Genomic DNA, 12,980 nt, shown 5'->3' with positions numbered 1-12,980 from the left:
GCACTCCCTGATTTACGTCGCGTTTTTAAGCGCCTCGAGCTGCTCCCACCGCTCAAAGGCCTCTTCCAGCGCCTGCTCAGCGGCGGCCATCTCGTCTAACACCTTTTGCGTCTGCTCGTGAGGCTGGCTGAAAAAGGCCCCGTCGGCAACCTGTGCCTGCAGTGCGGTGAGGTTCGCCTCCAGCTCTTCAAGCCGTTGAGGTAGCTGTTCAAGTTCCCGCTGCAGGTTATAGCTTAGTTTGCTCCCGCCGCGTTTGACAGTTTCTGCTTTTGCTGCCGGGGCGTCGGTCACTTTTTTGCTAACGGTCTGTTTTTGCGCCAAAGAAGCAGCCTGCTGGCCTCGCGCGTCCTGATAGCCACCCACGTAGCGGCCAATCCGCCCCTGGCCTTCAAAGATCCAGCACTCGGTAACGGTATTATCAACAAACTGACGATCGTGGCTCACCAGCAGAACCGTGCCCTGGTAGCCGTCGATCAGCTCCTCCAGCAGCTCGAGGGTCTCGACGTCGAGGTCGTTGGTGGGTTCATCGAGGATCATCAGGTTGCTGGGCTTCAGGAACAGGCGCGCCAGCAGGAGGCGGTTACGCTCCCCACCGGAGAGCGCACGCACCGGCGTCATTGCCCGCTTCGGATGGAACAGGAAGTCCTGCAGGTAGCCCAGCACATGGCGCGGCTTACCGTTAACCATCACCTCCTGCTTGCCTTCGGCGAGGTTATCCATCACCGTTCGATCCGGATCCAGCTCCGCACGGTGCTGGTCAAAGTAGGCCACTTCCAGCTTGGTTCCGATATGAATACGCCCGCTGTCAGCCTGTAACTGGCCGAGCATCAGCTTCAGCAGCGTGGTTTTCCCGCAGCCGTTCGGGCCGATCAGGGCAATTTTATCCCCGCGCTGTACCTGGGCGGAGAAATCGGTGACCAGCTTTTTGCCCTCCACGCCGTAGTGGACGTTCTCCATCTCAATAACGATTTTGCCGGAGCGGGCGGCCTCTTCAACCTGCATCTTCGCGCTGCCCATCACCTCACGGCGTTCGCTGCGCTCGCGACGCATCGCCTTCAGGGCGCGGACGCGGCCTTCGTTACGGGTGCGGCGCGCCTTAATGCCCTGGCGGATCCACACCTCTTCCTGGGCCAGCTTGCGGTCAAACTCAGCGTTCTGCAGCTCTTCAACCCGCAACGCCTCCTCTTTCTCTACCAGATACTGATCGTAGTTGCCTGGATAGGTGACCAGCTTGCCACGGTCGAGATCGACAATGCGCGTCGCCATGTTGCGGATAAACGAACGGTCGTGGGAGATAAAGATAATCGTGCCGTTGAAGGTTTTGAGGAACCCTTCCAGCCAGTCGATGGTTTCGATATCCAGGTGGTTGGTCGGCTCGTCCAGCAGCAGCACGCGCGGGTTACTCACCAGCGCACGTCCCAGCGCCGCCTTACGCAGCCAGCCGCCGGAGAGCGAGGCCAGCGCCATATCGGCCTCCAGCCCCAGCTGGGCCAGCACTTCGTTGATACGGTTCTCCATCTGCCAGAGGCCGTAGTGATCCAGCAGCTCCTGCAGGCGCGCCATCTCGTTAAGATTTTTTTCGCTGGGATCGCTCATTACCAGATGGGAGATCTCATGGTAACCCTTGAGATACTCCGCCTGCTCTGAGATGCCCTCGGCGACAAAATCGTAGACGCTGCCGGCGACGTTACGCGGCGGATCCTGCTGCAGGCGCGCCACAACCAGATCCTGCTCATAGACGATGCGGCCATCGTCCAGGCCCTGCTCGCGGTTGAGGATCTTCATCAGGGTGGATTTACCCGCGCCGTTACGTCCGACCAGGCAGACGCGCTCGTTGTCTTCGATATGAAGCTCGGCGTTGTCCAGAAGCGGCGAGTCGCTAAACGACAGCCAGGCACCGTGCATACTGATTAATGACATTGTGTTCTATTCCTCTCAGGCTGCGGTAATCAGCCAGCAGTTATGGATCTGACGGTTGCGGGCGAAATCCTGCGACTGCGTTTTTTGGGTAATGTCTTGTGCTTTCAGACCCAGTTCAGCCAGCCCGTCGTGGTCCATGCGGAAACCGCGTTTGTTGTTTGAGAACATGATCGTGCCGCCTTTACGCAGCATTCGTTTTAAATCTTTCATCAAGCTCAGGTGGTCGCGCTGAACGTCAAACGCCTCTTCCATTCGCTTGGAGTTAGAGAAGGTCGGCGGATCGATAAAGATCAGATCGAACTGCTCGTCGGTATCCCGCAGCCAGCCCATCACGTCGGCCTGCATCAGGCGATGCTGGCGGCCGGTGAGACCGTTCAGACGCAGGTTGCGCTCGGCCCACTCCAGGTAGGTGCGTGACATGTCGACGGTGGTGGTGGACGCCGCCCCGCCCAGACCCGCATGCACGCTGGCGCTGCCGGTGTAGGAGAAGAGGTTGAGGAAATCTTTGCCTTTGCTCATCTGGCCGAGCATCCGGCGGGCGATACGGTGATCGAGGAACAGGCCGGTATCCAGGTAGTCGGTCAGGTTGACCCACAGGCGGGCGTTATATTCGCTCACCTCCATGAATTCGCCCTTCTCGTTCATCTTCTGGTACTGGTTCTTGCCTTTCTGCCGCTCGCGGGTCTTCAGCACCAGTTTGTTAGGCGCGATCCCCAGCACCGTGATGGTGGCGGCAATAACGTCCAGCAGGCGCTGACGCGCCTTCTGCGCATCGACGGTTTTCGGCGGCGCGTACTCCTGCACCACCACCCAGTCGGCGTAGCGGTCTACCGCCACGTTATAGTCTGGCAGATCGGCATCGTAGAGGCGATAGCACTCGATCCCCTCCTGACGCGCCCACTTCTCCAGCTTTTTGACGTTCTTGCGCAGGCGGTTGGCGTAATCTTCCGCCATGCCGCTGCCTTTGATATCACCGAAACTTTCCGCAATGGAGTAGTTTTTCTGTACGCAGTCCAGCGGGCCGTTTTTGGCCTTAAACTGGCGGTCGGCGCGCAGCTGCAGGCAATTGAGCAGCTCCGGCGAAGCGCTGAACAGGGAGACATTCCAGCCGCCGAAACTGTTTTTCAGCGTGCGGCCCAGCAGGCTATGCAGGGCGATCAGCGCCGGTTCACTCTCCAGACGCTCACCGTACGGCGGGTTGCTCAGCACGGTACCGTGCGGCCCCTCCGGCAGCGGGTTGGTCAGCTGGGCGACGTCTTTGACGTTAAAATCGATCAGCTCGCCGACGCCTGCGCGACGGGCGTTGCTGCGGGCAATATCGATAACCCGGGCATCGCTGTCGGAGCCGTAGAAGCGTGAGCCGTAGTCTGCCAGCCCACGACGGGCGCGGGTCTGGGCCTCGGCTTTCACCTCTTTCCACAGCGCCTCGTCGTGCTGCGCCCAGCCGCTAAAGCCCCAGTGCCCACGATGCAGGCCCGGTGCGCGATCGGTGGCCAGCATCGCCGCCTCAATCAGCAGGGTGCCGGAGCCGCAGAGCGGATCGAGCAGCGGCGTACCCGGCTGCCAGCCGGAGCGCATCACGACGGCTGCCGCCAGCGTCTCTTTCATCGGCGCAAGCCCGGCCCGATCGCGATAGCCGCGCAGGTGCAGGCCGTCACCGCTGAGATCGAGGGCGATATGCGCCGTCTCTTTATTCAGCCAGACGTTGATGCGCATATCCGGCTGCTCGCGATCGACGTTCGGGCGTTCCATATTCTTACGCGTGAAGCTGTCGACGATGGCGTCTTTTACCCGCATGGCGCCGTACTGGCTGTTGCGGATCTCCTCATTCAGCCCGCTGAAGTGCACGGCGAAGGTCGCGCCGGGGTTGAAAATCTCCGTCCAGTCAATCGCCTGCACGCCCATATAGAGATCGAGGTCGCTGTAGACCTTGCACTCGTTCAGCGGCAGCATAATGCGCGAAGCCAGGCGACTCCACATCAGGCTCTGGTAAATGAGCCGGGTGTCCCCCTCAAAATGGACACCGCCCTGAACGACCTGGACGTGCTGCGCCCCGAGGTTTTCCAGTTCAGTTTTTAACAGCTCTTCCAGCCCGCGGGCCGTACTGGCAAACAGAGAATTCATATCGTCACTTTTACTCTAATAAAATTGTTGCGCATTATAGCTAAACTCAACCCGATGTCATAAAGTTGAGGGCTTATTTTCACACGCATGGAGGGCGCAGTGGCTACCCTGTCGCGGCTTTATATACATCCGGTCAAATCGATGCGCGGAATTGGCCTCACGCACGCCCTGGCCGACATCAGCGGCCTGGCCTTTGACCGCATCTTTATGGTTACTGAACCCGACGGTACGTTTATTACCGCCCGCCAGTATCCGCAGCTGGTGCGTTTTATCCCGTCGCCGCTGCATGACGGTCTCCATCTCACCGCGCCCGACGGCAGCAGCGCGCTGGTCCGCTTTGCCGATTTCATCCGCGACGCCGCACCGACGGAGGTATGGGGAAACCATTTTACCGCATTAATTGCCCCCACGGCGATCAACCAGTGGCTGAGCGGCTTTTTTAATCGCGAGGTCCAGCTGCGCTGGGTCGGCCAGGAGCCCACCCGCCGCGTGAAGCGCTTTGAGAGCGTGCCGCTCTCCTTTGCCGACGGCTTCCCCTACCTGCTTACCAATGAGGCCTCGCTGCGCGATCTGCAGAGCCGCTGCCCGGCCAGCATCCAGATGGAGCAGTTTCGTCCAAACCTGGTGGTCACCGGGGCGCAGGCGTGGGAGGAGGATACCTGGAAAACCGTGCGCATCGGCGAGGTGATCTTTGACGTGGTTAAACCCTGCAGCCGCTGCGTATTTACCACCATCAGCCCCGAGCGCGGACAGAAACACCCGGCGGGCGAGCCGCTGCACACCCTGCAACAGTTTCGCACCGCGGTAGATAACGGCGACGTCGATTTCGGCCAGAACCTGATTGCCCGTAACAGCGGCGTGATCCGCGTCGGCGATGAGGTAAGCGTGTTGGCCAGCGGTCCGGCGAGAGTCTATGGCGCGGGCGAGCCGGTTGAGACGCTGGAAATTGAGAAGCAGGCTGCCTCGACGGTGACCATTGGCTGGCAGGGAGAGACCTTTACGGGGAATAACCAGCAGGTACTGCTTGAGCAGCTGGAGAGCCAGGGGATCCGTGTGCCCTACTCCTGCCGGGCTGGGATCTGCGGCTGCTGCCGCATACGCCTGATAGAGGGAGAAGTCAGCGCCCTGAAGCAGTCCGCCATCGGCGACGACGGCACCATCCTGAGCTGCAGCTGTATTCCCAAAACGCCGCTGGTGCTGGAGCCTTAAACCGCCTGCTCCAGGCTGTAGAGCTGGGGCAGCGGCCGCATACGATCGTTCATCACTTTAATCGCATCGCCAAGCTGCATTGTACGCCCGGCAATCACCACGCCGGGCTGTGCCAGCAGGCAGAGCGTGGCGTTATCACCCGGCTCGACCACCAGCAAATTCACCTGCTCTGCGGTATCGCTGAGCCAGACGCTGGCGGCTTCACCCAGATCGGGCTGCCAGCTGTCACCGTAAGATTGGAAATGCCAGCTTTTTGGCATCTGCGGCTTAAGAAAGCGAATAGCGACCAGCGCGTTCAGCACCAGCTCGGCCCGCTGCTCCCGGGAGAGCTCAAACTCGCGGCAACGCTCCTCAAAAGAGAAGTAGAGCGCGGCATCATCCACACAGAAGCCGGAGGGTGCGAACGCGTCCGGCGTCAGCATCCGACGGGCGTAACGGGAGCGAAATAGCATCCCATTGGCGAGATCGAGCATCATCCGATCGTGCTCTTCGTCGTAATACCAGCGCCAGTTATCGTCAGGTTTGATTCGCATTTTCCTCTCCGCTCCCCCTTAAGCGTCCTGCTGCTTGCGTGTCCGTTGTTACCGTTCCGCTTATCATAAAATGTCAATAATGAGAACGTTTAAATAAACAACAACGAGGGGAATATAAAACAACCAGGGCCGGAAATAAAGCCCTGGTTAACATTTAGACGCAAAGGATTAGATATGGGTAACGATCTCTTTAATCAGCGGCGGGCCTTTAAATATAAAGCCGGAATAGATCTGCACCAGCGTCGCACCGGCAGCGATCTTCTCCCGTGCGGCGATAACGGAGTCGATTCCGCCGACGCCGATAATCGGCAGCTGACCCTTCAGCTCCTGCGCCAGGCGGCGAATAATTTCGGTGCTTTTTAGCTGCAACGGGCGGCCGCTTAAGCCTCCGGTCTCATCACCGTGCTTCATTCCCTGCACCAGCCCTCTTTCGAGTGTGGTATTGGTAGCGATTACGCCATCGATATTATGGCAAACCAGGCTGTCAGCCACCTGAATTAACTCCTCAACGGTGAGATCGGGAGCAATTTTCACCGCCACAGGGACATATTTGTGATGACTATTCTGCAGCTCGCGCTGCTTATTTTTGATGGCGGAGAGCAGATCGTCCAGCGCCTCACCGTATTGCAGCGAGCGCAGGCCCGGGGTGTTTGGCGAGGAGATGTTAATCGCAATATAGCCCGCGTAGGGGTAGACTTTATCCATACAAATCAGATAGTCATCTTTGCCCTGCTCTACCGGCGTATCTTTATTCTTGCCGATATTAATGCCCAGCACGCCGTCAAAATGGGCTTTTTTGACGTTCTCTACCAGATTATCTACGCCAAGGTTATTGAACCCCATGCGGTTAATTAACCCCTCGGCCTCGACCAGGCGGAAGATACGCGGCTTATCGTTGCCCGGCTGCGGGCGCGGCGTCACGGTGCCAATCTCAATCGAGCCAAAGCCCATTGCGCCCAGCGCGTCAATGCACTCGCCGTTTTTATCCAGACCCGCCGCCAGGCCCAGCGGATTCTTAAAGGTCAGCCCCATGCAGGAGACCGGTTTTTGCGGCACAGTCTGGCGCACTAGCGCGGCTAAAGGGGTGCCGGAAATACGGCGTAATTGCTGAAACGTCAATTCATGAGCGCGCTCAGGGTCGAGCTGGAAAAGGGCTTTACGAACGAAGGGGTAGTACATGAACTCTCCTGGATTCCCGGTGTGCAAACCGGGGGCGTATTATCTGCGATTGCGAGACGAAAGGGAATTGACCTGAGGCAAATAATCCAGATAAAACGCAAACATTTTCCTGAAAAGGGGGGCAAACGTGGGAAAATAGTGAACCGGGCAGCGCAAGGCCGCCCGGCGAGGTATCAGGCCAGCGCCTTGGCAATCTTCTCGTAGAGATCCCCGGAGAGGTTTTCCAGGCCTTTCAGCTGCTCCAGCGCCGCACGCATTTGCGTTTGGCGTCCTTCGTCGTAACGTTTCAGGCGGATCAGCGGCTCAATCAGACGCGACGCCACCTGCGGGTTACGGCTGTTAAGCTCGGTCAGCATCTCTACCATGAAACGGTAGCCGCTGCCGTCTTCCGCATGGAACGCCGCCGGGTTGCTGCCGGCGAACGCGCCAATCAGCGAGCGGACGCGGTTCGGGTTGCTGAGGGTAAAGGAGCGGTGGTTAAGCAGGCCGCGCACGGTCTCCAGCACGTTGCTGGCCGGGCTGGTGGCCTGCAGGATAAACCACTTGTCCATCACCAGGCCGTCCTGATGCCACTTATCGTCGTACTCCTGCATCAGCGCATCGCGGCACGGCAGCTGCGCCGCCACGGCGGCAGAGAGCGCCGCCAGCGCATCGGTCATGTTATCCGCAGTGTGATACTGCTGGGTCACCAGGGCATCGCCGAGCTTCACGTCGCCAAACGCCAGGTAGCGCAGGCAGGTGTTGCGCAGCGAACGCTTGCCGATATCCGCATGTTCAACCCGATAGGCGTCGAGCTTATGCGCATTGTAGACCGCAAGGAACTCGTCGGAAAGCTCGGTCGCCAGGGTGCGGGTCAGCGCCTCGCGGACGGCAACGATCGCCACCGGATCGATAATATCGAACAGCTCGGCCATCTCGCCTGCAGAAGGCAGGGTCAGGATCTCCGCCGCCAGCGCCGGATCGATATCCGCATCCAGCAGGATCGCCCGGAAGGCGTCGGCCACGTGCAGCGGCAGCGACAGCGGCTGGCCCTGCTGGTGGCGAGCCACGTTCAGCTTGATGTAGGTCGTCAGCAGGCTCTGGGCTGCATCCCAGCGGGAGAAGTCGTTGCGGGCATGACGCATCAGGAACGTCAGCTGCTGATCGCTCCACTTATACTCCAGCTTCACCGGCGCGGAGAACTCGCGCAGCAGGGACGGCACCGGCTGGAAGTAGACCTTATCAAAGACGAAGGTCTGCTCCTCCTGGGTAACGTTGAGGACGTTGTGTACCGGGTGACCCTCTTTTTGCAGCGGGATGACCTGCCCCTCGTTGTCGTACAGCTCGATATCAAACGGAATATGCAGGGGCAGCTTCTCCTCCTGATCCGGCGTCGGCGGCGTACGCTGGCTGATGGTCAGGGTGTACTGCTCGGTCTCTGGGTTGTAGTCATCGCGCACGCTCACAATTGGCGTACCGGACTGGCTGTACCAGCGACGGAAATGGGAGAGATCGACGTTAGAGGCGTCTTCCATCGCCTGGACAAAATCGTCGCAGGTGGCGGCACTGCCGTCGTGGCGCTCAAAGTAGAGCTGCATCCCGCGCTGGAAGTTCTCTTCCCCCAGCAGGGTGTGCAGCATGCGGATCACCTCAGACCCCTTCTCGTACACCGTCAGGGTATAGAAGTTGTTCATCTCGATCACTTTGTCCGGACGGATCGGGTGCGCCATCGGGCTGGCATCTTCCGCAAACTGCAGGCCGCGCATGGTGCGTACGTTGCTGATGCGGTTCACCGCACGGGAGCCAAGATCGGAGCTGAACTCCTGATCGCGGAACACGGTCAGCCCCTCTTTCAGGCTCAGCTGGAACCAGTCGCGGCAGGTGACGCGGTTGCCGGTCCAGTTATGGAAGTATTCGTGACCGATTACCCGCTCAATATCGAGATAATCTTTATCGGTGGCGGTGTCGGTGCGGGCCAGCACATATTTGGAGTTAAAGACGTTAAGGCCTTTGTTCTCCATCGCCCCCATGTTGAAGAAATCCACGGCAACGATCATATAGATGTCGAGGTCATACTCGAGACCAAAACGATCTTCATCCCACTTCATGGAGTTTTGCAGGGAGGTCATCGCCCACGGCGCGCGGTCAAGATTGCCGCGATCGACAAACAGCTCCAGCGCCACTTCGCGGCCGGAGCGGGTGGTATAGGTATCGCGCAGCACGTCGAAATCACCGGCCACCAGCGCAAACAGGTAGCAGGGTTTCGGGAACGGATCCTGCCACTGTACCCAGTGACGACCATTATCCAGCTCGCCTTCGCCCACGCGGTTGCCGTTGGAGAGCAGGAACGGATATTTGCTTTTATCGGCAATGATTTTAGTTGTAAAGCGTGCAAGCACGTCCGGGCGATCAAGGTACCAGGTGATATGGCGGAAACCCTCGGCCTCGCACTGGGTGCAGAGCGCTTCGCCTGACTGGTAGAGCCCTTCCAGCGCGGTGTTAGCGGCCGGGCTGATTTCGTTAACGATGCGCAGGGTAAAACGATCCGGCAGGTTATTAATCACCAGCGTATTTTCGGCAATCTGGTAATCTGACCACGCCAGCCCATCCACCTGAAGGGAGACGAGGGTCAAATCTTCGCCATTAAGACGTAAAGGCTCGGCCGCTGCACCCTGGCGGGAAATGTTGCTTTCAGCTGTGACAACGGTTTTTACAGCATCAAGATCGAAAGTCAGGTCAATATCGCTAATCAGGTAATCTGGCGCACGGTAGTCGTGGCGGTATTTGGCTTGGGGCTGTTGAGTCATAAAAAACCTTTAGCATCTCATTAGGGTAACGACTCAGTCTATTCCTGTTGCCTCTTTCGCGCCATGCGCAAACAGACTCTTTTCAAGGCAAAAAGCCCTGTTTGCTACATTTTGATAACAGAGGCACAAATTGCCCTCGACCATCTCATCTTGTTATGTTGTGATCCAGGTTCATTAAACCGATAATCAGGGTATACTCCTGCGTCTTTATCTGCTTTGGCTTTGATGGAAACGCTCCAGTGAGAGGATGCTACGGCGCACCATGACACAACTCGCTACCCCTATTCTGCAAACGCTGCTGGATACCGATGCCTATAAGCTGCATATGCAGCAGGCGGTGTTTCATCAATATCATGATGTCCACGTGTCGGCTGAGTTTCGCTGCCGGGGCGACGACCTGCTGGGCATCTATGCCGATGCCATCCGCGAGCAGGTAGAGGCTATGCAGCACCTGCGCCTGCAGGATGATGAGTACCAGTGGCTCTCTGGCCTGCCCTTCTTCCGTGCCGACTATCTCGACTGGCTGCGGGCGTTCCGCTATGACCCGAGCCAGGTAGTGATTACCAACGACCAGGGCAAGCTCTCTATTCGTCTCGCTGGCCCGTGGCGCGAGGTGATCATGTGGGAGGTGCCGCTGCTGGCGGTGATCAGCGAAGTGGTACACCGCTACCGCTCGCCGGATGCTGGCGTCACGCAAGCGCTGGCCACCCTCGAAGAGAAGCTGGCGAATTTCTCTCAGCTGACCGCTGGCCTGGATATGTCCCGCTTCCGCCTGATGGATTTCGGTACCCGCCGCCGCTTCTCCCGCGACGTGCAGCAGGCCATCGTTGAGCGCCTGCAGCAGGAGCCGTGGTTTGTTGGCACCAGCAATTACGATCTCGCCCGCCGCCTGAACTTAACCCCGATGGGTACCCAGGCGCACGAGTGGTTCCAGGCACACCAGCAGATCAGCCCTGAACTGGCCACCAGCCAGCGCGCCGCCCTTGCCGCCTGGCTGACCGAATATCCAGACCAGCTGGGCATTGCGCTTACCGACTGCATTACTATGGACGCGTTCCTGCGCGACTTCGGTCCGGAGTTCGCCACCCGTTACCAGGGCCTGCGCCATGACTCCGGCGATCCGGTTGAGTGGGGCGAAAAAGCGATCGCCCACTATCAAAAGCTGGGTATCGATCCGCTCAGCAAGGTGCTGGTGTTCTCAGACAACCTTGACCTGAAGAAAGCGCTGGATCTCTACCGCCACTTCTCGGTGCGGGTCAACCTGAGCTTTGGTATCGGCACGCGCCTGACCTGCGATATTCCGCAGGTGAAGCCGCTGAATATCGTTATCAAGCTGGTGGAGTGTAACGGCAAGCCGGTGGCAAAACTCTCTGACAGTCCGGGCAAAACCATCTGTCACGACAAAGCCTTTGTGCGGGCGCTGCGTAAAGCGTTCGATCTGCCCCAGGTGAAAAAGGCTAGCTGATCCATGCAGGGAGCCGCTTCGGCTCCCTTTTCCGTTATTAATTTCTTATTTCTTCCCTTCTTACTGTTAATTCTGCTTGTCTGATGGCGCGCGCCAGGTAACATAGGCAAACCGCCTCTTTGGGTGGAAAGCGTATTTTTCGGATAATTAACAGAGAGAATATTATGAGCGTTGTGCCTGTAGCCGACGTACTCCAGGGCCGCGTCGCCGTTGACCAAGAAGTCACCGTGCGCGGATGGGTACGTACCCGCCGAGATTCAAAAGCTGGCATCTCCTTCCTGGCCGTCTATGACGGTTCCTGCTTTGATCCTGTACAGGCCGTTATTAATAATTCTCTGCCCAATTACAATAGTGAAGTCCTGCACCTGACCACCGGCTGTTCCGTGGTGGTGACCGGCACGGTTGTTGCCTCGCCAGGCCAGGGCCAGAGCTTTGAGATCCAGGCAAGCCACGTCGAAGTGACCGGCTGGGTGGAAGATCCAGACACCTACCCGATGGCGGCCAAGCGCCACAGCATCGAGTACCTGCGTGAAGTGGCGCACCTGCGTCCGCGCACTAACCTCATCGGCGCTGTCGCCCGCGTACGTCATACCCTAGCGCAGGCCCTGCACCGCTTCTTTGACGAGCAGGGCTTCTTCTGGGTCTCTACCCCGCTGATTACCGCCTCCGATACCGAAGGCGCTGGCGAGATGTTCCGCGTCTCCACCCTGGATCTGGAAAACCTGCCGCGCAACGATCAGGGCAAGGTTGATTTTGACAAAGATTTCTTTGGCAAAGAGTCCTTCCTGACCGTTTCCGGCCAGCTGAACGGTGAGACCTACGCCTGCGCCCTGTCGAAAATCTACACCTTCGGTCCGACCTTCCGCGCGGAAAACTCCAACACCAGCCGCCACCTGGCCGAGTTCTGGATGCTGGAGCCTGAGATCGCCTTTGCCGATCTGGAAGATAACGCCGCGCTGGCGGAAGCGATGCTGAAGTATGCCTTTAAAGCGGTGCTCACCGAACGTGCAGACGACATGAAGTTCTTTGCCGAGCGCGTAGATAAAGACGCCGTGTCCCGCCTGGAGCGCTTCATTGAGGCGGACTTCGCCCAGGTAGACTACACTGACGCGGTAACCATTCTGGAAAACTGCGGCAAGCAGTTTGAAAACCCAGTTTATTGGGGTGTGGATCTCTCCTCTGAGCACGAGCGCTACCTGGCTGAAGAGCACTTCAAAGCGCCGGTCGTCGTTAAAAACTACCCGAAAGAGATCAAAGCGTTCTATATGCGCCTCAACGACGACGGTAAAACCGTTGCCGCAATGGACGTGCTGGCGCCGGGCATCGGTGAGATTATCGGTGGCTCCCAGCGTGAAGAGCGTCTGGACGTGCTGGATGCGCGTATGGCTGAGATGGGCCTCAACAAAGAGGACTACTGGTGGTACCGCGACCTGCGTCGCTACGGCACCGTACCGCACGCCGGTTTTGGTCTCGGTTTTGAACGTCTGATTGCCTACGTGACTGGCGTTCAAAACGTTCGCGATGTGATCCCGTTCCCGCGCACGCCGCGTAACGCTACGTTCTAACGCCTTCAGGGCCAGCCTTCGCTGGCCCTTTTTCATATCCCCTTGTCAACCTTTGTTAACAAATCGTTAGCTATGTCTCAAATCAACCCCTTTCACATTAGCGTCTGTAAGCGTATTTTTCTGAAATAATTTCGTACAAAAATCATACTGCCTAAAACTTGCACAAAAATATCTCTTTTGGCTTTAGCACATTTGGATA

8 protein-coding genes are annotated in these 12,980 nt (G+C 58.3%); 3 read left to right on the top strand and 5 right to left on the bottom strand.

Annotated elements, in window-relative coordinates:
- Positions 1-12 precede the first annotated feature (12 nt).
- Positions 13-1,920 carry an ABC transporter ATP-binding protein gene (locus RTX96_RS10465; RefSeq protein WP_103819617.1) on the bottom strand — a complete coding sequence of 636 codons (1,908 nt, stop codon included), beginning with the start codon at positions 1,918-1,920 and terminating at the stop codon, positions 13-15.
- 15 nt (positions 1,921-1,935) lie between these two features.
- Positions 1,936-4,044 (bottom strand): bifunctional 23S rRNA (guanine(2069)-N(7))-methyltransferase RlmK/23S rRNA (guanine(2445)-N(2))-methyltransferase RlmL, encoded by a 2,109-nt coding sequence (gene rlmKL, locus RTX96_RS10460; RefSeq protein WP_312670925.1) that lies wholly within the window; start codon positions 4,042-4,044, stop codon positions 1,936-1,938.
- A gap of 99 nt (positions 4,045-4,143) precedes the next feature.
- Between rlmKL and RTX96_RS10455 the strand changes: the two genes are divergently transcribed.
- Positions 4,144-5,253 carry a YcbX family protein gene (locus RTX96_RS10455; RefSeq protein ID WP_312670924.1) on the top strand — a complete coding sequence of 370 codons (1,110 nt, stop codon included), beginning with the start codon at positions 4,144-4,146 and terminating at the stop codon, positions 5,251-5,253.
- On the opposite strand, the gene zapC is transcribed toward RTX96_RS10455, so the two are convergent.
- From zapC to pepN, 3 genes are all read right to left on the bottom strand, one after another.
- Complete coding sequence (zapC, locus tag RTX96_RS10450; RefSeq protein WP_103819620.1) at positions 5,250-5,786, bottom strand: cell division protein ZapC; 537 nt, start codon at positions 5,784-5,786, stop codon at positions 5,250-5,252. The two genes, RTX96_RS10455 and zapC, sit on opposite strands and share 4 nt — an antisense overlap.
- A 168-nt stretch (positions 5,787-5,954) precedes the next feature.
- Positions 5,955-6,965 (bottom strand): quinone-dependent dihydroorotate dehydrogenase, encoded by a 1,011-nt coding sequence (gene pyrD / locus RTX96_RS10445; protein WP_312670923.1) that lies wholly within the window; start codon positions 6,963-6,965, stop codon positions 5,955-5,957.
- Positions 6,966-7,138: 173 nt separating this feature from the next.
- Positions 7,139-9,751 carry an aminopeptidase N gene (gene pepN / locus RTX96_RS10440; RefSeq protein ID WP_312670922.1) on the bottom strand — a complete coding sequence of 871 codons (2,613 nt, stop codon included), beginning with the start codon at positions 9,749-9,751 and terminating at the stop codon, positions 7,139-7,141.
- A gap of 262 nt (positions 9,752-10,013) precedes the next feature.
- On the opposite strand from pepN, the gene pncB reads away from it, so the two are divergent.
- A complete protein-coding gene (pncB, locus tag RTX96_RS10435) occupies positions 10,014-11,216 on the top strand; it encodes a nicotinate phosphoribosyltransferase (protein WP_312670921.1) in 1,203 nt (400 codons plus the stop codon).
- Positions 11,217-11,380: 164 nt separating this feature from the next.
- The gene (gene asnS, locus RTX96_RS10430) at positions 11,381-12,781 is read left to right on the top strand and encodes an asparagine--tRNA ligase (RefSeq protein ID WP_312670920.1); all 1,401 of its coding nucleotides are present in this window, start codon (positions 11,381-11,383) and stop codon (positions 12,779-12,781) included.
- Positions 12,782-12,980 lie beyond the last annotated feature (199 nt).

It is taken from the genome of Pseudescherichia sp. (assembly GCF_032052675.1).
Taxonomy (GTDB): Bacteria; Pseudomonadota; Gammaproteobacteria; order Enterobacterales; family Enterobacteriaceae; genus Pseudescherichia.
The sequence above is the reverse complement of the archived record's forward strand: the minus strand, read 5'-3'. Positions and strand labels throughout refer to the sequence as shown.